At 64.6% G+C, this 20943-nt stretch carries 23 protein-coding genes; 7 read left to right on the forward strand and 16 right to left on the reverse strand.

Features of this window, described 5'->3' with window-relative positions:
- Positions 1 to 40: 40 nt before the first annotated feature.
- The 5 genes from GA0004734_RS07720 to GA0004734_RS07740 all read right to left on the reverse strand — a co-directional run bounded on the left by GA0004734_RS07720 (position 41) and on the right by GA0004734_RS07740 (position 4069).
- Positions 41 to 736, reverse strand: coding sequence for a hypothetical protein (locus tag GA0004734_RS07720; protein ID WP_092932635.1), 696 nt, complete (start codon positions 734 to 736; stop codon positions 41 to 43).
- Positions 733 to 2226 (reverse strand): glycosyltransferase family 2 protein, encoded by a 1494-nt coding sequence (locus GA0004734_RS07725; protein ID WP_092932637.1) that lies wholly within the window; start codon positions 2224 to 2226, stop codon positions 733 to 735. Before GA0004734_RS07725 ends, GA0004734_RS07720 begins: the two co-directional genes overlap by 4 nt.
- The gene (locus GA0004734_RS07730; RefSeq protein ID WP_092932639.1) at positions 2226 to 2852 is read right to left on the reverse strand and encodes an HAD family hydrolase; all 627 of its coding nucleotides are present in this window, start codon (positions 2850 to 2852) and stop codon (positions 2226 to 2228) included. Before GA0004734_RS07730 ends, GA0004734_RS07725 begins: the two co-directional genes overlap by 1 nt.
- Before the next feature lie 29 nt (positions 2853 to 2881).
- Entirely contained in the window at positions 2882 to 3502 is a 621-nt protein-coding gene (locus tag GA0004734_RS07735; protein WP_092932641.1) for a hypothetical protein, read from the reverse strand.
- A gap of 267 nt (positions 3503 to 3769) precedes the next feature.
- Positions 3770 to 4069: a hypothetical protein gene (locus GA0004734_RS07740; protein WP_092932643.1), complete on the reverse strand. Its 300-nt coding sequence runs from the start codon at positions 4067 to 4069 to the stop codon at positions 3770 to 3772.
- A gap of 219 nt (positions 4070 to 4288) precedes the next feature.
- Here GA0004734_RS07740 and GA0004734_RS07745 point away from each other — a divergent pair, with 219 nt between their 5' ends.
- Together GA0004734_RS07745 and GA0004734_RS07750 are read left to right on the forward strand one after the other, a co-directional pair.
- Positions 4289 to 4540, forward strand: a complete 252-nt coding sequence (locus GA0004734_RS07745; RefSeq protein ID WP_092932645.1) for a type II toxin-antitoxin system Phd/YefM family antitoxin — start codon at positions 4289 to 4291, stop codon at positions 4538 to 4540.
- 1 nt (position 4541) lies between these two features.
- The gene (locus GA0004734_RS07750; RefSeq protein ID WP_092932647.1) at positions 4542 to 4814 is read left to right on the forward strand and encodes a Txe/YoeB family addiction module toxin; all 273 of its coding nucleotides are present in this window, start codon (positions 4542 to 4544) and stop codon (positions 4812 to 4814) included.
- A gap of 176 nt (positions 4815 to 4990) precedes the next feature.
- Here the strand turns inward: GA0004734_RS07750 and GA0004734_RS07755 are convergent, their stop codons facing one another.
- From GA0004734_RS07755 to GA0004734_RS07765, 3 genes are all read right to left on the reverse strand, one after another.
- Positions 4991 to 5209, reverse strand: a complete 219-nt coding sequence (locus GA0004734_RS07755) for a hypothetical protein (protein WP_092932649.1) — start codon at positions 5207 to 5209, stop codon at positions 4991 to 4993.
- 510 nt (positions 5210 to 5719) lie between these two features.
- Positions 5720 to 5929: a cold-shock protein gene (locus GA0004734_RS07760; protein WP_092932651.1), complete on the reverse strand. Its 210-nt coding sequence runs from the start codon at positions 5927 to 5929 to the stop codon at positions 5720 to 5722.
- 271 nt (positions 5930 to 6200) lie between these two features.
- Entirely contained in the window at positions 6201 to 7787 is a 1587-nt protein-coding gene (locus tag GA0004734_RS07765; RefSeq protein ID WP_092936051.1) for a helicase HerA-like C-terminal domain-containing protein, read from the reverse strand.
- A 286-nt stretch (positions 7788 to 8073) separates the two neighbouring features.
- Here GA0004734_RS07765 and GA0004734_RS07770 point away from each other — a divergent pair, with 286 nt between their 5' ends.
- Positions 8074 to 8493: a DUF2780 domain-containing protein gene (locus tag GA0004734_RS07770; RefSeq protein WP_280949477.1), complete on the forward strand. Its 420-nt coding sequence runs from the start codon at positions 8074 to 8076 to the stop codon at positions 8491 to 8493.
- Positions 8494 to 8589: 96 nt separating this feature from the next.
- On the opposite strand, the gene GA0004734_RS07775 is transcribed toward GA0004734_RS07770, so the two are convergent.
- Both GA0004734_RS07775 and GA0004734_RS07780 read right to left on the reverse strand, forming a co-directional pair.
- Positions 8590 to 9426, reverse strand: a complete 837-nt coding sequence (locus GA0004734_RS07775; protein WP_092932655.1) for an aldo/keto reductase — start codon at positions 9424 to 9426, stop codon at positions 8590 to 8592.
- 204 nt (positions 9427 to 9630) lie between these two features.
- Entirely contained in the window at positions 9631 to 10812 is a 1182-nt protein-coding gene (locus GA0004734_RS07780; RefSeq protein WP_092932657.1) for an MFS transporter, read from the reverse strand.
- 125 nt (positions 10813 to 10937) lie between these two features.
- Here GA0004734_RS07780 and GA0004734_RS07785 point away from each other — a divergent pair, with 125 nt between their 5' ends.
- Positions 10938 to 11876, forward strand: coding sequence for a LysR family transcriptional regulator (locus GA0004734_RS07785; protein ID WP_092932659.1), 939 nt, complete (start codon positions 10938 to 10940; stop codon positions 11874 to 11876).
- Between the two features lie 118 nt (positions 11877 to 11994).
- Positions 11995 to 12837, forward strand: coding sequence for a gamma-glutamylcyclotransferase (locus GA0004734_RS07790; RefSeq protein WP_092932661.1), 843 nt, complete (start codon positions 11995 to 11997; stop codon positions 12835 to 12837).
- 328 nt (positions 12838 to 13165) lie between these two features.
- On the opposite strand, the gene GA0004734_RS07795 is transcribed toward GA0004734_RS07790, so the two are convergent.
- From GA0004734_RS07795 to GA0004734_RS07810, 4 genes are all read right to left on the reverse strand, one after another.
- A complete protein-coding gene (locus GA0004734_RS07795; protein ID WP_092932663.1) occupies positions 13166 to 13567 on the reverse strand; it encodes a response regulator in 402 nt (133 codons plus the stop codon).
- 218 nt (positions 13568 to 13785) lie between these two features.
- Positions 13786 to 14571, reverse strand: coding sequence for a trans-aconitate 2-methyltransferase (gene tam, locus GA0004734_RS07800; protein ID WP_092932665.1), 786 nt, complete (start codon positions 14569 to 14571; stop codon positions 13786 to 13788).
- A 16-nt stretch (positions 14572 to 14587) separates the two neighbouring features.
- The gene (locus GA0004734_RS07805; protein WP_092932667.1) at positions 14588 to 15151 is read right to left on the reverse strand and encodes a phosphatase; all 564 of its coding nucleotides are present in this window, start codon (positions 15149 to 15151) and stop codon (positions 14588 to 14590) included.
- Positions 15152 to 15250: 99 nt separating this feature from the next.
- On the reverse strand, positions 15251 to 16291 hold the full coding sequence (locus GA0004734_RS07810; RefSeq protein ID WP_092932669.1) for a zinc-dependent alcohol dehydrogenase family protein: 1041 nt from the start codon (positions 16289 to 16291) through the stop codon (positions 15251 to 15253).
- 232 nt (positions 16292 to 16523) lie between these two features.
- Here GA0004734_RS07810 and GA0004734_RS07815 point away from each other — a divergent pair, with 232 nt between their 5' ends.
- Positions 16524 to 17408, forward strand: coding sequence for a branched-chain amino acid aminotransferase (locus GA0004734_RS07815; RefSeq protein WP_092932671.1), 885 nt, complete (start codon positions 16524 to 16526; stop codon positions 17406 to 17408).
- A 207-nt stretch (positions 17409 to 17615) separates the two neighbouring features.
- Here GA0004734_RS07815 and GA0004734_RS07820 read toward each other — a convergent pair whose 3' ends face one another.
- Both GA0004734_RS07820 and GA0004734_RS07825 read right to left on the reverse strand, forming a co-directional pair.
- The gene (locus tag GA0004734_RS07820) at positions 17616 to 18377 is read right to left on the reverse strand and encodes a COG3904 family protein (protein ID WP_092936052.1); all 762 of its coding nucleotides are present in this window, start codon (positions 18375 to 18377) and stop codon (positions 17616 to 17618) included.
- Positions 18378 to 18532: 155 nt separating this feature from the next.
- A complete protein-coding gene (locus GA0004734_RS07825; RefSeq protein WP_139056245.1) occupies positions 18533 to 19870 on the reverse strand; it encodes a hypothetical protein in 1338 nt (445 codons plus the stop codon).
- Positions 19871 to 20126: 256 nt separating this feature from the next.
- On the opposite strand from GA0004734_RS07825, the gene GA0004734_RS07830 reads away from it, so the two are divergent.
- A complete protein-coding gene (locus GA0004734_RS07830) occupies positions 20127 to 20726 on the forward strand; it encodes a superoxide dismutase (protein ID WP_092932672.1) in 600 nt (199 codons plus the stop codon).
- The last annotated feature ends 217 nt before the right edge of the window (positions 20727 to 20943 follow it).

The following is a 20943-nucleotide window of genomic DNA, read 5'->3' on the forward strand; positions in this document are numbered from 1 at the left end:
CCGGCCTGCAAACATTCGGATGGCTCTTGCCACAACGCTTTCATGCGTCGTGAAAGATCTTGCCCGCGGGCTGGCAGTCCAGAATCTGCGGCGCGATGACCGCGTGTCCGTCCGCGATGACGCCGTTGATCATCGGGCAGATGAACAGGCTGCCTTTGTGGGCGAGTTCGTCGCGATGCGCGATGCTGTGGACACTGGCGCCGAGGAAGACTTCGATATTGCCGAACATATAGACGCCGGCGGAGGCATGGCGCGAGATCACCTGTTTTTCGCGCGCCCCGGTCACCAGCCCGTCGGTGATCGTCAGATAGCTGTAGCACGGCTCGCTCGAGGCAAAGACGGGAACGATGGCGCCGTACGGGCCTTGCGCGAACAGGGCTGCGGGATCGTCGGGGCCTTCGTGGAAAAGAACGTCGGCAAGGTCGATGATCAGGGGTTCGTCCGCCGGCACGAGGGCCGTTGCGGCGAGACAGGAAAACAGGGCGCCCGCGCTGAGATGCGACAGCGTGACGATCCGGCAGCCGGGCCAGGCGTCTTTCAGGAAGGCGACGAGATCGAGGTGCCCCGTCGTCTCGCGGACGACGAAGACGTAGTCGCTCGGCAACAGCCTGGAAGCCCAGGCGCGAGGCCGCAAGGCGGCTTCGATCAGGGGCGTTCCCTCATGGTTCACAAGCGGCCGCAGGCCGTGTTTTTCCGTCCATAGATCCGGGCCGGCAAGCGGCACGATGCACTTCATGCGATCTTGCGGAGCCCGAGATAGGCGTCCAGATCGTTTGGAGTCCCGATCCCGTGCATCGCCGTCGCCGCGATTTCATAGACGCCGATCTTGCCCCCGCGGCGCTGGAGATAGTTGTAGACCGGGCAAACGTAGAACTCGTTGTTCGACCGGTCGTTGGCGGTGATCATATCGATCGACGCATCGATGAAGGCCTGGGCGCGCCGGAAGTAATAGATGCCGACGGTCGCCAGATCGGAGATCGCCACCTTCTCGCGAACCTCCTCGACATATCCCTGGTCGTTGGTGCGTGCGAAAGACCATTTCGGATCCCGATGGACGTCGCGGAAGCAGAGGATGGAACCATCGAGATCGCGTCTCATGGCGTCTTCCAGGAAGGCGCCGCAGTCGAAATCGACGATCTGGTCGCAATTGGCGATCATCAGCGGGGCGTCGGGATCGAGATGCGTCCGGGCCGTCAGCACCGTGCAGGCGGCGCCTTCGGTGGTAAAATCGATGGGCGAAAACACCAGATCGCCGCGGCGCAGGAGACCCTCGACCACCAGCGGTTCGGCCACCAGATGGTCGCGACGGGCAATCAGCACGAAGCGTCCGTTGTCGACGCGCAGATTGTCCATGACCCGCTCGATCATGGTCGCGCCATCGACATCGATGAAGGGCTTCGGCTTGGTGTAGCCCGCCTGCGAAAACCGGCTGCCGAGGCCCGCCATGGGAATGACGACCTGAACGGCCGGGCGCGGCTGCGAAAGCGGCGCGATGCGGCCTTGGTTCTCGGCCTGGTAAAGTTCGACGCGCTTCGGGGAGTAGAACGAGACGTAGCTTTCCGCCGAAATCTCGAACTGGACGATGCGTCCGCCGGAGAGGACGACCTCGTTGAGGACGGGAGACAGATAGTATTTGCCGCCGATCGGGTCCGATTTCAGCAGGCAATCCTGCGCGAGGGCCACGAACTGACGTGCCTTGCGGAAATAGTAATAGCCGGCAATCGCCTTGCGGCTGAGCACGCGTTTTTCCGCCGTTTCCACCACGCGGCCGTCGGCATCTTCTCGCACATAGGACCAGCGTGGATGGACGGAGGGAAACGTCACCACGCCGGCATCGGCGTCCGAATGGTAGAAGGAATCGGCGATGGCGCCGAGATCGGCATTGATGATCTGGTCGCCGTTGCAGATGACGAGAGGCTCGTCGTCGTCGATATGGTCGATGGCCATCAGCGCCGAGCAGATGGCGCCCATCGTCGGGTTGCCGAGCTCGATGACGGTGCAGCCGTCCCCGGCGATCAGCTTCAGGATCGAGTCGAGGCTGTATTCGAGCACGTCCTGCCGCAGAACGATGAAGATGAAGCGGGCCGAGGGATCGCGTTTGCGAATGCTTCCCACGACCAGCGCGATCATCGGAAGCCCGTCCACCTCGATCAGCGGCTTGGGAAAATGAAAATCTTCCTTGGGGAACAGATCGTCCTTCGACGCGATCGGAATGAGATATCTCATCAGTGGACGGCCTCTATTGCTGCGATTTCTTTGCCGATGCGGTCGTAATTGACGTCGTTGACGGAGCCGACGACCATGACATGCGCGCCGGACGCGCGCGCCGCCTGAATGCCGTGCTCGTTATCCTCGAGGATCAGGCACTCATGGGGTTGCAGCTTCAGCCGCTCGATGGCCGTCAGGTAGATTTCCGGATGCGGCTTCGCCTTGGCCACGTCCTGGTTGGAGAGCAGGAAATCGAGATATTTGAGAAGGTTGGACTGCTGCATCATGGCTTCGACCGTGGAGCGCACGGAGTTCGAGCAGACGACGAGGCGCTTGCCCTCCCGCTGCAGGCGACCGAGCGCATATTCGTGGTGGAAGACGGGCCGGCACTTTTCCACGATGACGCGGTAGGTCATCTGCTGCTTCAGCGTGTTGAGAAAGTCGTGCAGTTTGGGCGAGAGGCCCCGCGTGCGCGAAAGCATTTCGAGCTTCTTGCGCGTCGGCAGGCCGTCATAGACTGCCAAGTGCTCCGTGCGACTGATGTTCAGGCCGAAGACGGCCAGTGCGTCGTTCAGCGTCTCGTAATGCCACTCCTTGGCATCGATGAGAACGCCGTCCATGTCGAAAAGAACCGCCTTGATCATGACTTCCCACCGTTAAGGCCCCCCGGGCGCTATGTCCAAAATTCCGCAGCCCTGTCGGGCAGATCCGTACAGATCGAAAGGCCATTTCCCCGCAGCCCGCGCCACATCGCCCAGGCCGCAGCCGGGTCGCGTCCGTGCAGTTCCGGCGAGACGAGCGCGACATTCTTGCCGGCGGCAAGGTGCTGCTCGATGATGTCGGGCGTGATCCAGTCGTCGAAGAACGCGTCCAGCCAGACACCGTCCGCCCGGTCGTAGAAGGCCGGAACCGGTTCGATCTCGGAATGCCGCGTGTAGCTCGAAAAGCCTGCGCGCAGATAACCGAGAGCGTCGGGAACGGCCATGTCGAAGCAGAAGAGATCGGAAACCCCGGAGCGGTCGAGGGCTGAGCGGATCGTCGCCTGAAGCCCGTCGGCCTTGATGTTGAGCGCGATCGTGCCGGCATGCGCGTGGGCCTTGTGCAGGTCCAGAAACCCGTCCAGATCCATGGCGCTATCGCCGATCGGCATGTCGTGCGAGATCTTGAGGAGACCATTCTGGTCGCGAACGTCGGTCTCGACGCCGAAGCCATGCTCGAAGGCACGGCGAAAGGCTGCTTCCGTATTCTTCTCGGCCGGAACATGCCACCAGCCGCGATGCGCTAGGATCTTCATAGGGTTCTCGTCGGCAGCAAGAAGGGTTTCGTGTCGATGCTGTACACGCGAGAGTTTATGAGGCGGAACTTGTACGAAGCTGGAAGGGGACGTCCTTCACGGTTCGCGACGGCCAGACCGGGCGAGCACGCCCGGCACCGGTCGCGTCCGGACGTCATCGATCATCATCCGGAAGACCGTCCCGACTGCCAGCCTGAGACGAGTGTGAGGCTGCCGCTATCTGATGCCGGATCGCGGATGATCAGGCGAAGGCGGCGCGCCGGCCGCTCACGCGTCCTCGCCGGCCTCGTTCATCAAGGCGTTGCGCACGAGGCCGCAATGGCCGTTCTGGGTCGAGAGCAGGGTGACGGGATCGACCAGGCCGGCGCTGACGCCAAGGGCGTTGGCTGCGGCCCAGCCCCAGTTTTCATGCGCCATCTGCAGCAGGCGAGGGCCTTCGGCCGAGATGCAGGCGCGCCCGGCCTGGATCAGCTCGGCGGAGGGCATGCCCTGCAGGCGGTCGGTCAGCTCGGCCTGGAGCGGCGTGACGACGAAGATGGCGAAGAGGTAGCTGATGAAGTCGGACAATCTGGTCTCCTGTCGAGAGTCCATAGATGGTTACGCATATTGCGGATACAAGGAGAGGCGGGGAGGTCGCGTGCGCCGTGCGCCGTGAGCCGTGAGCCGTGAGCCGATTTCCTGCGGGGTCCTGTCCTCTTGCCGATTGCGACCGTTCTCCATCGTTAGACATTGACAATTTCGGAAAATCCGTACAGATATATGTACGCTTTAGCAAGGGAGGTCTAAATGGCCCATGTGCGCTTGACCGAGTTCCGACAGAACATAGCGACACACTTCGACGCCGTGATCGAATCACGTGCGCCTCTGCTTGTGACCCGTCAGGGATCGGAGGCATTGGTTCTCATTGCCGAGGGCGAGTACGAGAGCATGCAGGAAACGCTGCATCTTCTTTCTACGCCAGCGAACGCCGATCGACTGCGAGCAAGTCTGGCGCAACTTCGCAAGGGAGAGGTCATCGAGAAAGACCCGACCTTGTAACATGAACCTCCTCTGGGCGGCATATGCGTGGGAAGAGTACGAGGATTGGCAACGTCTCGATCCGGCGATGGTGGAAAAGATCAATACCCTGATCAGGGATACGAAGAGATCGCCGTTTAAGGGTCTCGGAAAACCTGAGCCGCTGAAGGGTGACCTCTCGGGATTTTGGTCGCGGCGGATCCTGGGCGAGCATCGATTTGTATATCGCGTGTCGGGCAAGGGAGACGCCCGGCAACTGGAGATCATCCAGTGCCGCTTCCATTACGAAAAATAGCGCTGTGCCGGATGACGGCGCCCTGCGTCACGCGTGACGCGCCAACGGCAATCCCAATGCCCACATCTCTACCCACGCGATCGTGAGAAGGTCGATACCGCAGGCATGGCCATTCATAGCGGGAGATCGCCCGATGCGCGGACCTGACAAGCGGACTGGCGCGACGCGCTCCCGCCTCAGTCCTTCTTGCGGGACTTGGCGACCTTCTTCACCGGCGCTTCGGGCACGGGCTGGCTGGCTTCCTGGGCGATGCGGGCCTGCTTCAGGCGCTCGGTCTTGGCGCGGCGCTGGGCGGCTTCTACCTCGATGATGGATCTGGAGGCCGAATCGGTCTGCGTGGCTTTGGCGTTCGCAGGGCGGGTTTCGGTCTTGAACAGGCGGTCGGCGGGAACCAAGGCGTTCTCCTTCGGGAGTATCGGTGAGGCGTCGTAGGCCGGTCGGCCACGATCGCGCAGTCTGGTGTCTGTCGTCCCGTCCGCTCTCCGATGCCTGTTCCGTCGTCGCTCAAAGGCCGGTTCCGGATGCAAGGGGCCGGCATCTGCAATGTTATGAAGAGCTTACTGCATTGCGCCGAAAATCGAAAGCGCCGGGGACAGGAAATACAGGGCGAAACAGGCGGACGAAGCTTGCCGGCCGGGCGGCTGCTGCAATTTGTCGAGAAGGGCAGGCTGAACCGTCAAAGTGCGCCGTCGGGACTGTCCGACACGCTTTTCCGAGCAGTCGAATTCGGCTCGATCCTGTCCTGCGGCAGCCCAATGTCGCAAGGGGCAGCAAACGGAACGGCCTCCCGCGCGCCCATACACAGGCACAAAAAAAGGCCGGGAAATTCCCGACCTTCTCGATATCGTCTCGACGGTTTCTGCCAGTACATCCGTGGTCAGGCGCCGGAAACGAAATTCTGTGTATTAGGCTGCGGACAGGTTGTCGGCAGCGCTCTTGCCGCTGCGACGGTCCTGAACGATTTCGAAGTTGACCTTCTGGCCTTCGTTCAGCGAACGCATGCCGGCGCGCTCAACGGCCGAGATGTGGACGAAAACGTCAGCAGCGCCGTTGTCCGGAGCGATAAAGCCGAAGCCCTTGGTTGCGTTGAAGAACTTTACGGTACCTGTTGCCACGACGTGATTCCTTTTCAATCGTGATGATGTTTCGCTCGCAGTGTGCGGGCGGTGATAGATCGACGTTGAAAGAGAAGATTGAACGGCGCGTTGCGCGGGAGCAAAGCTCAAAATGCAAGATCGATAAGCGCTAGATAGACGATCCCCCCGAGAATTGCAAGTCGTCTCCGTCGGTTTGCACGAACTTCTGGCGGTATCTGGCCGGCAAGACCTTGGAAAGGCTGGAAAATGCCGGCCGTTGACGTTTCGGTGACGAAACGGGATCCTCTGCCTAGCGCTTGAGGCTGCCGAGAATGCCGCGCACCAGAGCCCGGCCGAGCGAAGAGGCGACGGTGCGCGCCACGGTCTTCATGGCGGCTTCCACCACCGTTTCCCGCTGATAGCCTGCGCTGCGGGGTCTGGCGGCCGTGCCGGCGCGCGTGGGCTTTTGCACCGGCCCGGTCTGCATAGGTTCGGCATCGTCGCCGAAGCCCGGCAGCGTCCATCGGCTGCCGCCGGTGACCGGCTTGTCCGACGCTTCCACTTCCCGTGCGGCCTCCGCCTGCTGGCTTGCTCTCGCGGCGCGGGCGGCGAGGATCTCGTAGGCCGATTCGCGATCCACATCGGTATCGTAAAGCCCGGCGACCGGGCTCAGCGCCATCACCTGCGCCCGTTCTGCGTCCGTCAGAGGGCCGACACGGGCGGATGGCGGGCGGATCAGCGTGCGCTCCACCATGGAGGGCGCGCCCTTGCCCTCGAGCGTCGAGACCAGCGCTTCGCCGGTCGAGAGCGTGGTGATCACCTCGGCGCAGTCGAAATCCGGGTTCGGACGGAAGGTTTCGGCGGCGGTTTTCACCGCCTTCTGCTCGCGCGGCGTATAGGCGCGCAGCGCGTGCTGCACCCGGTTGCCCAGCTGCGCCAGCACGGTTTCCGGCACGTCCAGCGGATTCTGCGTGACGAAATAGACGCCGACGCCCTTGGAGCGGATCAGCCGCACCACCTGCTCGATGCGTTCCAGCAGCACCTTCGGCGCGTCCTTGAAGAGAAGATGCGCCTCGTCGAAGAAGAAGACGAGCCGGGGCTTTTCCGGGTCTCCCACCTCCGGCAGCTCCTCGAACAGCTCCGACAGCAGCCAGAGAAGGAAAGTGCCATAGAGCCGCGGGTTCATCATCAGTTTGTCGGCGGCGAGCACCGAGATCGTGCCACGCCCGTCCGGTGTCACGCGCATGATGTCCGTTACCTTCAGCGCGGGCTCGCCGAAGAAGTGCTCGGCGCCCTGCTGCTCGAGGATCAGCAACTCCCGCTGGATCGACCCGACGGACGCCTTGGAAATCAGGCCGACAGTGGCGGACAGTGCGCTCGCATTTTCGCTCATATAGGTCAGAAGCGCGCGAAGATCCTTGAGATCGAGCAGGGGCAGCCCGCCTTCGTCGGCGATCTTAAAGGCAATGTTCAGCACGCCTTCCTGCGCATCCGTCGCATTCATCAGCCGCGAGAGGAGGAGAGGCCCCATCTCCGACATGGTGGTGCGCACACGGTGGCCCTTTTCGCCGTAGAGATCCCAGAAGATCACCGGAAACTGGGTGAACTCATAAGGATCGAGCCCGATCTCGGCAGCGCGCTTGAGCAGGAAATCCCTGGGCTCGCCCCGGGCGGCGATGCCGGAGAGATCGCCCTTGATATCGGCGCAGAACACCGGCACGCCGGCGCTGGCAAAGCCCTCGGCCAGCACCTGCAGCGTCACGGTCTTGCCCGTGCCCGTGGCGCCCGTCACCAGCCCGTGGCGGTTGCCGTATTTCAGGGTCAGGTACTCGCCCTTGTCGAGCGTGTCGTCCGGCTTGCGGCTCGTGCCGAGGTAGAGCATTCCGGGCTGCAGCATTGCCATGTGGGTATCCATTCGCTTGTTTGCGGGTGATACTATACGTTGCCCGCAGGCAGACAAGCTCATGCGCGGTTCGATCGTCTACAGGCCGATCATCCGCCAAAAATTGCCGTTGGTCGAAACGCTGCCGTTTTTCGGTCGTCCGGCACCTGTCGCGCGCTTTGCGGACGTGCCGACATTGCGGTTGGCGGACGACCGATTTACCATGCGGCAGAGTTTCGCGAGACGCCGATGAAAACCCTCCGGGACGACTTGATTTCTCCAGCCATCCCTTTACGTTGACGTGAACGTTAATTCGCATGCCGAGGAGAAAAGCATGAGCGAACTGGTCACCCGCGTATCTGATAATGTCGGTATCGAGCCGGACAAGGCGGAAAAGGCCATCGGCATGATGCTGGGCTTCCTGCAGCGCGAAGCCGATGCCGGCCCTGTCGCGCGCATGATCGAAGCGGTACCCGGCGCGCCCGAGCTGGTCGCCCGTTTCAACGGCGAAGGCTCCAAGCCCGGCCTTCTCGGCAAGGTGATCGGCGCTGTCGGCGGCGGCGTCATGGCGCTTGGCCAGCAGCTGATGGGCCAAGGCCTCTCCATGGGCGAAATCACCGGCCTCGCCAAGGAAACGCTGGCCTACGCCCGCGAACATGCCGGTGACGAAACGGTGGATGCGGTGATCAACTCGGTCCCGGGTCTGCGCCAGTTCGTCTAAGCCGTTTCTAGGTTTTGATCAACGATCGAGAAAACGCCGCGGGCCATGAGACCCGCGGCGTTTTTCGTTTGACCGTAACGCGAACGAGCGGACGCCTTACGCCGCCACATCCCACGTCGGCGCGAGATGCCCCGGATTGACGATACGGCCGTCGGGGCGGGCGAGCGCGTGGATGGCCTGCATCTCCGGCGCCGACAGCACGAAATCGAAGATGCCGAAATTTTCCGCCAGCCGCGCTTCCGTCGAGGTCTTCGACAGCGTGATCACGCCGTCCTGCTGGACCAGCCAGCGCAGCACCACCTGTGCGGCGGTCTTGCGGTGGTGGCTGCCGATGTCGTCCAGCAACGGTTCTTTCGGCACCCGGCCATCGGCCATGGCATAGTAGGCAGTGATCGACTGTCCGAGTTCGCGGGCTGTCTGCAGCACTTTCGACTGGTCGATATAGGGGTGATACTCGATCTGGTTGGTCACCAGCGGCGCCTCCGACAGGCGGCTCGCCGCGCGCATGTCTTCCGTATTGAAATTGCTGATGCCGATATGCCGTGCCTTGCCGGCCTTCACGGCGGCGTTCAGGCCCTCGATCTGCTCTTCGAGCGGCACGGAGCTTCCACGCGGCCAGTGCAGCAGCAGCAGATCGACATGGTCGGTCTTCAGCTTCTGCAAGCTCTCGTCCACCGACTGCGCAAAGCTCGACCGGGCGTATTTCTCTGGCCAGACCTTGGTTGTCAGGAAGATCTCGTTGCGGGAGACGCCGGACTGCTGAATGGCCGTGCCCACCTCGGCCTCGTTGCCATAGATCTGGGCCGTATCGACATGGCGGAAGCCGAGCCGGATGGCTCTCGGCACGATCTCCAGCACCTCCGGTCCCGGCATGCGGAAGGTTCCGAAACCGAGCGCTGGGATTTCGGCGCCGTTGGCTTTGACGATGTTCATAGGCGTATCTCCTGGGTCGAAATGGCACGGCCGTCCTGCGGCCGGGCGGGAAAGGGGGGCGGCGCTGATCCTCCACAAGAGGATGCTGAAATCCCGCCAAGGGATTCATCGCGCTGGGTTTCCCGGGCAGCTGGCATATACGCCGTCCGGAGAGAGAGGTAATGGGACCGAGCTGCGGAAGGTTCCCGTGAAGCCCGGCCGCGATCAGGCCTCTGCCGCGACGGCAACGGGCCTTTTATCGAGAGATCCGCTGACCACCGTCAGTCCCAGCGCACCGAGCACCATCAGCGCGCCGACCCAGGGCGTGGCGCCGAGGCCGAGCGCGGAGGCGACGGTGAGACCGCCGATCCAGGCGCCGGCGGCGATGCCGAGGTTGAAGGCGGCGATGTTGAGCGCCGAGGCGACATCGACGGCCGCCGGGCGGTGCTGGCGCGCCAGTTCCACCACATAGAGCTGGAGGCCCGGCACCGTGGCGAAGGAGAGGAAGCCGAGCGCGGTCAGCGTCACGAGGGCGGGAACGGTGGCGCTGGCCGTTAAGGTAAGCAGCAGCAGAACCAGCGACTGGGCCGCGAACAAAAAGGCCAGCGCCTTCACCGGATTGCGGTTGGCCAGCCGGCCGCCGGCAAGGTTCCCGGCCGCGATGGCGAGGCCGTAGAGCACCAGCACGAGGCTGACAGTGGAGGCGGAAAGGCCGGTGATCTCTTCGAGCAGCGGCGCGAGATAGGTGAAGGTGACGAAGGTCCCGCCATAGCCGAGCGCCGTCATGCCGAAGACGAGGAGCAGGCGTCCGCTGCCGAGAACCTTGACCTGATCGATGATCCGGGCCGGCGGGCTGGAGGGCAGATGGGCCGGCAGCAGCAGCGCGATGGCGGCCAGCGCGATAGCACCGAGGCCGGCGACGGCCGCAAAGGTGGCCCGCCAGCCGAAGATCTGCCCGATCAGCGTGCCGAGCGGCACGCCGGTAACGATCGCCACGGTCAGCCCCATGAACATCATGGCGATGGCCGAGGCCCGCCGGTTCTCCGGCACCAGCCCCGCCGCAATCGTCGCACCGACGGAAAAGAACACGCCATGCGCGAAGGCCGAGAGGACGCGGGCGACGAGGAGAAGACCATAGCCGGGCGATACCGCCGCCAGCCCGTTGCCGACGATGAACAGCGCCATCAGCCCGAGCAGCAGGGGTTTGCGCGCGATGCGCCCGGTCAGGGCGGTGAGGATGGGGGCGCCGAAAGTGACGCCGAGCGCATAGATCGAGACGATGATGCCGGCCATCGGCAAGGTGATGTCGAGATCCCGCGCGACCGTCGGCAACAGGCCGACGATGACGAATTCCGTGGTTCCGATCGCGTAGGCCGCAATCGTCAGGGCAAGAAGGGCAAGGGGCATCGAGGCCTCCATGAGGTGGGAAAAGGGAAGGGGGTGACTTGACCGAGATATATGCGCCGCCCGCTTGTGCGATAATCCTGTGTATTGGATAATCACTTGTGATTTGAATTCATGAGAGACATCCTGTGGACAACCGGGCGGGTGAGATGGAGGTTTTCGTGGCGGCGGTGGATGGCGGCGGATTTTCGGCGGCCGGGCGCAGGCTCGGCCTGTCGCCGTCCGCCGTCAGCAAGCTCGTCGCCCGGCTGGAGGACCGGCTGGGAACGCGGCTTCTGGTGCGCACCACCCGCACGCTCCAGCCGACGCCGGAGGGGGAACTCTACCTGGCCCGCGCCCGCGCCATCCTCGCCGATATCAACGAAACCGAGCGCCTGATCGCCAGCGGCACGCAGGCCGCCCCGCGCGGCGTGTTGCGGGTCAGCGCGCTGATGGCCTTTGCCGAGCGCTTCATCCTGCCGCTGATCGGCGAGTTCCGCAGCCTCTATCCCCATGTCCTCATCGATCTCTCGCTCAGCGACGACGTGGTCGATCTCGTCGGAGACCGCACGGATATCGCCATCCGGTCCTCCGGCGCGCTGCGCGATTCGTCCCTGAAGGCGCGAAAACTGCTCGACAGTCACCGCCTGCTCGTGGCCTCGCCCGCCTATCTCGCCCGGAACGGCACGCCGCAGGTGCCGGCCGATCTCGCCCGGCATGCCTGCCTCGGCTTCAATATTCCCGGTATTCGGGCGGAGTGGCCGTTTCTCGATCCCGCAAGCGGTGCGACGATCCAGCGTCCGTTCGAGCCGGCGGTTCTCGTCAATGCCGGCTTCATCATGCGGCGGCTCTGCCTTGATGGCGTCGGCATCGGCCGCATCGGCGCGTTTCACATCCAGCCGGATGTCGATGCCGGCCGCCTCGTGCCGCTGCTGCAGGCGCACCGCCCGGCCGATCGCGAGACGATCCACGCCGTCTTCGCCAGCCACGACCATCTCGCCGCCCGCATCCGCGCCTTTATCGATTTTCTGGTGGAGCGCATCGATCCCATAGGGCGCGCGTTGCCGGAGGGAGAGACGATCCCTTGAGACCCGCCACACGATGCCTTACCTGAACAGCATCCCCCGCCGTCTTGACAGACGAACCGCTTCGGCCTCCCATAGAGGCCAAGAGGAGGTTTCGATGTCCGATAGGAAACGTGCTTCCATGTCCGAAATCCCGTCCGCAACATCTCCCGCCCCGAACCTCGCATCGCCTCGTTCCAAGCCGCGCGCGCTGTCGCTCACGCCGGAATTGGTGGCGCTCTGCTATCGCGAAGAGGTCGATCCCGGTCTGAATGCGCGGTTCACGCCGATGGAGGACGAGGACTACCGGGCGCTGGCGCTCGATCTCGATGCGCAATCGGGCGGCGCGCCGCTCTGGGTCTTCGCCTATGGGTCGCTGATCTGGAAGCCGGAATTCTGTTCGGTCGAAAGCCGCCGTGCGACCGCCTATGGCTGGCACCGCGCCTTCTCATTGAAGATCGACCGCTGGCGCGGCTCGCGCGCGGCGCCGGGGCTGATGATGGCGCTGGAGCACGGCGGGCGGTGCGACGGCGTCATCTACCGGCTGGCCGACGGCGACCGGATCGCCCAGATCGAGCGCCTGCTGCGCCGGGAACTCTCCTCCCGCGAAACCGTCTCCACCGTCCGCTGGATGCCGGTCCGCACGCCGGAAGGTCCCGTCAACGTGCTGGGCTTCTGGCTGGGGTCGACCGGCCACGACGCCGTTTCCCGCCTGCCGCTGGAAGAGGTCGCCCGCATCCTCGCCCGTGCCTGCGGTCACGTCGGATCCTGCGCCGAATATCTCTACAACACCGTCCTCCACCTCGAAGCCGTCGGCATCCATGACCGCAATCTCTGGCGCCTCCAGGCCCTGGTCGCCGACGAGATCCGCAAGCTCTACGGTGACCATTCCGCTGCGCAGCCGCTGTCCGGGGAAACGAAGGCCGCGCTGGACGCGACGCCTGTGGTAAAGATCAGTGGCGAAAAGGCTCGCGATCCGGTTTGATGGCGGCATGTCGATGGGCGCCTGCGAGGGGGGACGAAGGCCGGGATGCCGCCTCCGTGTGACACGTGTCGGCAGTTGCTGCCTGTGCCGTAAGACCATCAGACTGAAGGATTATGAGGAACCTTGACCGTCACCCGCAGCGGCCACACCACCCACCGTCATCCTCGCGGCTTGTCCCTAGGATCTGCCGCACATGCCATTGGCGTAAACCCGTCTTTCACGTCCCGGATCCTCGGGACAAGGCCAGAGGATGACGGTGGGGGAGGAGCTGGATGGTCAGACAGGTGTCGGCAGCTTTCCGGTCGGCCGTCAGGGCAGGGCTTGCCCGTTACAACCCCGGCAGCGACGGCAGGTCCGCAAAACCCTGCAGCGTTGTGATCAGCCGGGTGTGGTCGTAGGGCTTGGGGAAGAACACGGCCCGGTCCGGCAATTGGGCTGCCGCATTGGTCACGGCGCCGGAGGTGATGATGATCTCGATCGGCGGCCAGCGGTCGCGGATGGCGGCAGCGAGCTTCAGGCCGTCCATGCTGCCGGGCATGTCGATGTCGGTAAAGACGATGCGGATATCGAGCCGCGTTTCCAGAAGATGCACGGCCTCGTCGGCGCTGCCGGCCTCCACGACCGTGAAGCCGGCGTCCTCGATCAGGTCCACCGCCATCATCCGCAGCAGCGGCTCATCCTCCACCACCAGGACGACGGAGGGGGAATCCGGTTGTCTAGACTGTCCCATGCCTCAGCCTCCCCGGCATACGTCCGCAACCGGTGCCGGGGCGCCGTGCGGAAAAAGGGGAAAGACGAGACATGCCATCATGGATCAGGATACGGTGTGGAAAAGTTGCGTTGTTCTTTTGTGAAGCGGCCCGGCAGGGCAAGCAAGCGCTTTAACGTTCAGGCGGTCTTTTTCATGCCCGGGTCATGTATGAGGGCGGCATCCTGTCGCTGTGCCGCTCATGCCGGCACGCTTCCATTGCGCACCGCGAGAAGGAACAACCTGGGGAAGCGCAGCAGGACCCGTCCGTCGGCCAGCGGCGGGTAGGCGGCGCGGATGCGCGTCCGATAGCGGGCGAGAAAGGCCTGACGGCGTTCGTCCGGCAGCGGCGCAAGATAAGGGCGCAGGCCGGTGCCTTTCACCCATTCGACGATGGCCTCGGGACCTTCGAGCCGGTGGTAGTAGATCGTGTGCCACACATCGACACGGGTACAGAGCGGCGAGAGGAGATTGATCAGATGGCCGGGCGCCGGAAGGCTGTTCCGGTCCGGCAGGCCCGCTTCATAGGCATTGGCAAAGTCCGGATCGGCCGCGATCTCGCGCATGGCCCGGTGCGTCGGCTCGTCCAGATTGTCCGGCATCTGCACGGCCAGCACCCCGCCGGGCGCGAGCATCCCGGCCAGCCGGGCGATGCTTACCGCCGGATCGGGCATCCATTGCAGCACGGCATTGGCAAAGAGCAGAGCCGGTGCTTCGCCCGGATGCCACGCCGTGAGGTCGCCCTGAACGAAGGGGATGTCCGGCAGGCGCTGCCTTGCCGCAGCCAGCATGTCCGCATCGCTGTCGACGCCGGTCAGCGGCACGCCTGCGAATCGCGCGGCCAGCAGCTCGGTCGAATTGCCGGGTCCGCAGCCGATGTCGAACAGCGGACCTTGCCGCAGGTCGGGCACCTGCGCCAGCAGATCGCGGGCAGGCCGCGTCCGCTCGTCCTCGAACTTCACATATTGCGCCGCCGACCAGGCCATATCTACCCCTTTGTGCTCACCCCTTGGCCGGTTTCCAGACCTTTGCCGGAAAGCGCAGGGCCTGTTTGGCCAGCTTGCCCTTCATCCCGAGCGCGGCATCGCAAAGGCCGACGACATGCCGGTTCGGCTTGGCGTCCGGCCGCAGGGCATGCAGGGCAGCGGCAGCGGCGTCCGGGTCCATGTAGCGCGCGAGAATGCCGAGCGTCAGCGCCGTCGAGCGGCCGATACCGCGCAGGCAGTGAACAAGCAGACGCGCGTCGGCCGGCAGGCCGTCGATGAAGGCGAAGGCCTCGGCAATCGCCTGGGGTCGTGCGGCGTCACGCTCTTCGGGGTCCATCGTATCGCCGAAGATCAACTGCAGGTGCCGGTCGTCTGGCAGGTCGATCATCGACAGGAGCTTGGTCTCCGGCGCGCGGATGGAGATGAGATGGGTCGGCGCCCAGCTGGCGCGGTTGTGCCGCGCCTCCGTCTGCGAGCTGACCATGACTGCCAGCGGCCAGCCGTTCGCATGGCCGGGATTGGGAAGCAGCACCGGCGAAAAAAAGACGTCCTCGTCCGGCTTCTGCGCTGCGCGTGCCATGATCCACCTCGTGATTCTCTGTCTGCCCCGTGCGCGAATTTATCAGCCGAAGCTGGATCGAGCAAAGTGTTCCCGCCGGACCGGGGTCTGCGGGTCGGGTCAGAACCTCGTGATGACGCTGATGCCAAGGTCGGTGGCGGTGTCCATCGTGGTCAGCGCCGGCACGGCCTCGTCCAGCGACAGATGCCGCCCGATCAGCTTCTGGGGGCTGAGCTTGCCCGACGCCACCAGCGCCAGCATCGCCTCGTAGCGCCAGGCCTGCATGCCGTGGCTCCCATAGATCTCCAGCTCCTGCCCGATGACCTGCGCCATAGGAATTTGCGGTGCCGCATGGTCGCCCAGCATCAGCCCCACCTGCACATGGCGGCCGCGCCGGCGCAGGTTGCGGATCGAGTTGAAGCAGGTGACGGGCGAGCCGAGCGCGTCGATCGAAAGATGCGCGCCGCCGCCGGTGATCTCGCGCACGGCCTCGGCGACATCGCCGGTCTGCGTGGCGTCGATGGTGTGGACCGCGCCGATCTCCCGGGCAAACGACAGCTTCGTATCGGCGATATCGATTGCGATCACATTCGCGCCCATGGCGGACGCGATCATGACGGCGGAGAGCCCGACACCGCCGGCGCCATGCACGGCCACCCACTCGCCGCCGCGCACGCGGCCCTGATCCACGATCGCCCGGAAGGCGGTCGCAAACCGGCAGCCGAGGCTTGCTGCGGTTGCCGCATCGATCTCGTCGGGCAGGAGCACGAGGTTCTCGTCGGCAAAGTCGATAGCCACATATTCCGCAAACGAGCCCCAATGGGTGAAGCCCGGCTGGAACTGGTTGGGGCAGACCTGCTGGTTGCCCGAATGGCACTCCGGGCAGCGGCCGCAGCCGGAAACGAACGGCACCGTCACCCGGTCGCCCGTCTTGTAACGCATGACACCGCGGCCCGTGGCCACCACCGTTCCCGCCAGCTCATGGCCCGGCACGTGCGGCAGGCGGATGTCGGGGTCATGGCCCATCCAGCCGTGCCAGTCGCTCCGGCACAGCCCCGTCGCCTCAACCTTTATGACCACGCCGCCATCGGCAGGCGTCGCGTCGGGCACATCGCGGATGTCAGGCGTCTTCCCGAACGTGTCGAAATACATGGCGCGCATGGTGGTCTCCGCGGGGCGTGAGGGCGTGTTCCCGTGTGCCTAGCGCAAACAGGGTAACCCGGCAAAGCCCCGAAATGCGGTCGATCAGAAGTTTTGATCGATCCATTCCCCCCTGTTCTCCGTTTTCCGGCTATGCGACAAGACAGGACGAGAATGTCGGCGCCCGCGATCAGACCCGGCACGGCATTCGATGTCAGGGCGAGACCCCGGGACGACAAGCAAGGAGAACATCATGGCCGTCGATACGTCACCGCGCAGCACCACCTGGACCTTCGTCGATGGCGAATGGGTGACGGGCAACCCGCCGCTGATCGGGCCGACCTCGCACGCCATGTGGCTCGGCACCACCGTGTTCGACGGCGCCCGCTGGTTCGATGGCATCGCGCCGGATCTCGACCTCCACTGCCAGCGCGTCAACCGTTCGGCCCTGGCGCTCGGCCTGGAGCCGGTCGTGACGGCGGATGATATCGAAGGCCTTGCCTGGGAGGGCGTCAAGAAGTTCGACGGTCAGACCGCCATCTACATCAAGCCGATGTACTGGGCCGAACACGGCATGCCGGGCTCGGTGGTCGCCGCAGACCCCGCCTCCACGCGCTTTGCGCTTTGCCTGTTCGAGGCGCCGATGAACACGGCCGAGCCATCCTCGCTCACCGTCTCGCCCTATCGCCGCCCGAGCGCGGAAGTTGCGGTGACCACGGCCAAGACCGGTGGTCTCTATCCCAATTCCGGCCGAATGATCATCGAAGCGCGCGCCCGCGGCTTCGATAACGCACTGGCGCGGGACATGAACGGCAACGTGGCGGAAACCGCCTCGTCCAACATCTTCATGGTCAAGGACGGCGTCGTCTTGACCCCGCTCGCCAACGGCACGTTCCTCGCAGGCATCACCCGCTCCCGCGTGCTCCACCTCCTGCGCCGCGCCGGCCTCGACGTGCGGGAGATGACGCTGACCGTGGAAGACTTCCTGTCCGCCGACGAGATCTTCACCTCCGGCAACTACTCAAAGATCGTCCCCGTCGTCAGGCTCGACGAACGCCACCTTCAGGTGGGACCCGTGGCCAAGAAGGCGCTGGAAGTCTACATGGACTGGGCGCACGGGAACGGGTCGGATTTCTGAGGGGCTCGCGTGTAGAGCAGCCCCTCATCCGGCTGCCGCCACCTTCTCCCCGTTCTCACGGGGAGAAGGAACATGGGGCGAGCGCTCGCTTGTCTCTTGAAGGTTGACGATAGGGGCAGAAGCCGCGCCACATGTTCCTTCGCCCCGCCTGCGGGGAGAAGGTGGCGGCAGCCGGATGAGGGGCTGCCAAACCCGCTGACGCAGCCCTCAGGGCGCTCCCTTCTCGGCCGCCGTCGTCAGCCCGAACGCCCGCATTTCCTTGACGCTGAGATAGGCCAGCCGGTCCGGTGGCGTGTCCATGGCGCGCTGCCAGAGGCCCGGCTTGATGCCCATGGCGTCGAGGTGGCGGGTGATGGTGGCCGTGGTGCGCTGGGCCTCCGACATCGCCATTTCGGGCGAGAGCTTTTCACGCGTGCCGTTGAAGATCTGGTGCACGCCGACCACGGCGCCCTCGGCCACCGTCCGCTCCACGCCGCCGGACAGCAGGATCGGGCAGGAGGAGGCACAGAGCGCGCCTTTTTCCACGACGGTATTCAGCTGCCGCTCGCGGATCAGCTTCGACATGGCGAGCGCGTCGCTGACGGAGCCGCCGGGCGAATCGAGCTGCACCACCTTCACATATTCGCCGCGCGCCTCGATCTCGGCGGCAAAGCGTGTGGCCGATCCGGGATCGATCGCGCCCTTGGCGAGCATGACGCCACCGGGCTGCAGTTCGAAGCGGATGGCCTGCTTCAGTGTTTCCGCGTCGGTCGTCACCTCGCCCGGCGCATCCTCCGGCTCGCCGGTGGTCAGCGCCGGCGGCAGCACCGGCTCGCTCGCCGGGTTTGCGGGATCATAGGCCGGCACGAGGGCAGCCTCCTGGCTGATCGTGCGCCAGTCCATCAGCACGAAGACGAGGGCGGTCGCCAGGAGCCCGTAGAAGAATGCGCGCATCATCTGCCCGTCATCCAGTCGGGCAAGGCGCTCCATGGCTGATTTGTAGTCGCGCGCGACACCCTCGCCCTGCAAACCCTCGCGCTGCAAACCTTGCCCCTGCACTGGGCGTCGCCCGGGAAAAGGGCGGGCCTTGTCCGGCTCTGCGGTTTGCGTCGCCCCCTGCAAGCCGCCCGCGTCTCCGGTCAGGCTCATGCGGGCGTTCCCGCGCGCGGGGCCTTCGGCGGGCCTTTGGGGGCGAGATCGAGACTGGTGATGTTGGTCGGCTCGACGGAGCCGGGCTCCGTGGTCTCGGGGGATGGCGCGACGGACGGACCGCGCACGATCGCCTCGACATCGACGCCGCTGCGGGCAAGCGCCCGCTGCACCTCGATCGCGTCCAGAAGCTCGGCTGCGGTGATGCGCTGCGCGAACGGCATGGTCTCCTCCTGCCGGCGCAGCGCCGCATGGACGATGGACAGCATGAAGACGAGCACGGCGGGCAGCAGGTCGATGGAGATGGCGCCGGCCCAGCTCGGAATGAAATCCGACGCGTAGCGCAGAACCGCCTCAGCCGACGAAAGCGGCACGAAGCGCCGGTCCGCGACCGGCTCGCGCGCCAGGATCTCGTCTGCCGCGGTCGATAGCACCTTGGATTGGGCCGCGACGGAGGAGCGGATCGTTTCCATCACCCGGTCCTGCCGGTTGGCAAGGTCGGGCGCATCGCCATCCGCGATCGGCGCGATGAAGCCGAGCGACAGGTCTTCCGCCGCGCGCTTGACCGAGGGCGCGATGGAGGTCTGCTGCAACGAGGTGATGACGCCCGAAAGGGCCACGACTTCCGCCGAGAACTGGTCAGCGCGCGGGTCGATGGCGCCGGGGGCGGAGACCAGCGTGCGCATCGTCTCCAGATGCTTGCGGCCATCGTCGAAGAGGGTGGTGACGCGCTCGCGCGAGGCGGTGATGCCGCTTTCGAGCTCCGTCAGCTGCGCCGCCATCTGCGACAGCAGCTGCACGACGCTTCCGGCACCGGTGGTGCCGGTCAGCGCGCCTGTTTCGCGCTCCTGATCGGCGAGCCGCTGGAAGCGCTCCTGCGTCCGCTGGATATCCGGCAGCAGGCTCTGCGCGGCCAGCGCATTCTGGTGCGCCTTGTCGAGATCGGCCGTGTAGTCCTCGAGCGTTTCCGCCAGATGCTGCTCCAGCGCGGCCGAGCCGGCAAGGGCCGCCGCATTCAACCAGCTCGACATGGCGATGATCATCGCGCAGCCGAGCGCCATGACACCGATCATCGCGCCGCGCCCGGCCCGGCCGGTCACATGCGGATAGAACCGCGCCATGTAGCTCCAGAACGCGTAAATCGCCACGGACACGGCGCTGGAGTAGATCAGCGCGGCGAAGAACACCGCGGTCGCCGAGCCATCGAGGATCGAACGGACGCCGAGATAGGTATAGACGCCGGAGGCCAGCGCCAGCACGGCCAACGCGAAACGCGTCATGGTTTCGACGGCCTCGATGCCGTCCTGCAATCGATGCGAAGCGCCAAGCGCCATGGAGGATTCCCTTGGGTTTGGAAAGTCTTAACAGGGACTTAAGAAACGGGCGAAATGAAGGCCGGAAGAGCGGCGTTCCGGGGGTTCGCAGTGGTGATAGCCGTCCGATGACGCAGTCGTGAAGGACACCCGGGAGAAAACCATTTCGCAAGGGACCATGAATTTAGCGGTGACGCCGGTTGCCTCGCGTGGTCGGGGTGCCTATGTTCCCCTGACGATTTCGTGAATGAATTCCGATGCCAAGAGGAGAACCGCCATGGCTTTCGAACTTCCCCCGCTTCCCTATGACTACGATGCGCTTGCGCCCTTCATGTCGCGCGAGACGCTGGAATATCATCACGACAAGCACCACCAGGCCTATGTGACGGCCGGCAACAAGCTGGCGGAAGAGGCCGGCCTTGCCGACCTCTCGCTCGAAGAGATCGTCAAGAAGTCCTACGGCACCAATCAGCCGCTCTTCAACAATGCCGGCCAGCACTACAACCACCTTCACTTCTGGAAGTGGATGAAGAAGGGCGGCGGCGGCACGTCCCTGCCGGGCAAGCTCGACGCGGCCATCAAGTCCGATCTCGGCGGCTACGACAAGTTCAAGGCCGACTTCATCGCGGCCGGCGTCGGCCAGTTCGGCTCGGGCTGGGCCTGGCTCGCCGTCAAGGATGGCAAGCTGCAAATCGCCAAGACCCCGAACGGCGAAAACCCGCTGGTCCACGGCGCGACCCCGGTGCTCGGCGTCGACGTGTGGGAACATTCCTACTACATCGACTACCGCAACGCGCGCCCGAAATACCTCGAAGCCTTCATCGACAATCTGATCAACTGGGACTACGTCCTGGAGCTTTACGAAAAAGCAGCCTGATCAGGCTCGGCAATGACGGAAAGCGGGGCCTTCGGGTCCCGCTTTTTCGTTATGACGACATCTTCGACGCTCTCCTTCGTTATGCTCGGCCTGTCCCGAGCATCTGCAACCTCCTGAATATGTTGTCGTTTGCAGATCCTTGGCACAAGGCCAAGGATGACGTCGCGTAAGGAGGGGTTCCGATCGGCAGACGCCGGGGGCCTTGGGGCTCCATTTC

It is taken from the genome of Rhizobium sp. 9140, from assembly GCF_900067135.1.
Taxonomy (GTDB): domain Bacteria; phylum Pseudomonadota; class Alphaproteobacteria; order Rhizobiales; family Rhizobiaceae; genus Ferranicluibacter.

What these genes read in the sequence shown, in the direction of transcription:
- GA0004734_RS07720 (WP_092932635.1), bottom strand. Translation starts at nt 736, where the DNA reads ATGAAGTGCATCGTGCCGCTTGCCGGCCCGGATCTATGGACGGAAAAA.
- GA0004734_RS07725 (WP_092932637.1), bottom strand. Translation starts at nt 2,226, where the DNA reads ATGAGATATCTCATTCCGATCGCGTCGAAGGACGATCTGTTCCCCAAG.
- GA0004734_RS07730 (WP_092932639.1), bottom strand. Translation starts at nt 2,852, where the DNA reads ATGATCAAGGCGGTTCTTTTCGACATGGACGGCGTTCTCATCGATGCC.
- GA0004734_RS07735 (WP_092932641.1), bottom strand. Translation starts at nt 3,502, where the DNA reads ATGAAGATCCTAGCGCATCGCGGCTGGTGGCATGTTCCGGCCGAGAAG.
- GA0004734_RS07745 (WP_092932645.1), top strand. Translation starts at nt 4,289, where the DNA reads ATGGCCCATGTGCGCTTGACCGAGTTCCGACAGAACATAGCGACACAC.
- GA0004734_RS07750 (WP_092932647.1), top strand. Translation starts at nt 4,542, where the DNA reads ATGAACCTCCTCTGGGCGGCATATGCGTGGGAAGAGTACGAGGATTGG.
- GA0004734_RS07765 (WP_092936051.1), bottom strand. Translation starts at nt 7,787, where the DNA reads ATGCTGCAGCCCGGAATGCTCTACCTCGGCACGAGCCGCAAGCCGGAC.
- GA0004734_RS07775 (WP_092932655.1), bottom strand. Translation starts at nt 9,426, where the DNA reads ATGAACATCGTCAAAGCCAACGGCGCCGAAATCCCAGCGCTCGGTTTC.
- GA0004734_RS07780 (WP_092932657.1), bottom strand. Translation starts at nt 10,812, where the DNA reads ATGCCCCTTGCCCTTCTTGCCCTGACGATTGCGGCCTACGCGATCGGA.
- GA0004734_RS07790 (WP_092932661.1), top strand. Translation starts at nt 11,995, where the DNA reads ATGTCCGAAATCCCGTCCGCAACATCTCCCGCCCCGAACCTCGCATCG.
- GA0004734_RS07795 (WP_092932663.1), bottom strand. Translation starts at nt 13,567, where the DNA reads ATGGGACAGTCTAGACAACCGGATTCCCCCTCCGTCGTCCTGGTGGTG.
- tam (WP_092932665.1), bottom strand. Translation starts at nt 14,571, where the DNA reads ATGGCCTGGTCGGCGGCGCAATATGTGAAGTTCGAGGACGAGCGGACG.
- GA0004734_RS07805 (WP_092932667.1), bottom strand. Translation starts at nt 15,151, where the DNA reads ATGGCACGCGCAGCGCAGAAGCCGGACGAGGACGTCTTTTTTTCGCCG.
- GA0004734_RS07810 (WP_092932669.1), bottom strand. Translation starts at nt 16,291, where the DNA reads ATGCGCGCCATGTATTTCGACACGTTCGGGAAGACGCCTGACATCCGC.
- GA0004734_RS07815 (WP_092932671.1), top strand. Translation starts at nt 16,524, where the DNA reads ATGGCCGTCGATACGTCACCGCGCAGCACCACCTGGACCTTCGTCGAT.
- GA0004734_RS07820 (WP_092936052.1), bottom strand. Translation starts at nt 18,377, where the DNA reads ATGGAGCGCCTTGCCCGACTGGATGACGGGCAGATGATGCGCGCATTC.
- GA0004734_RS07825 (WP_139056245.1), bottom strand. Translation starts at nt 19,870, where the DNA reads ATGGCGCTTGGCGCTTCGCATCGATTGCAGGACGGCATCGAGGCCGTC.
- GA0004734_RS07830 (WP_092932672.1), top strand. Translation starts at nt 20,127, where the DNA reads ATGGCTTTCGAACTTCCCCCGCTTCCCTATGACTACGATGCGCTTGCG.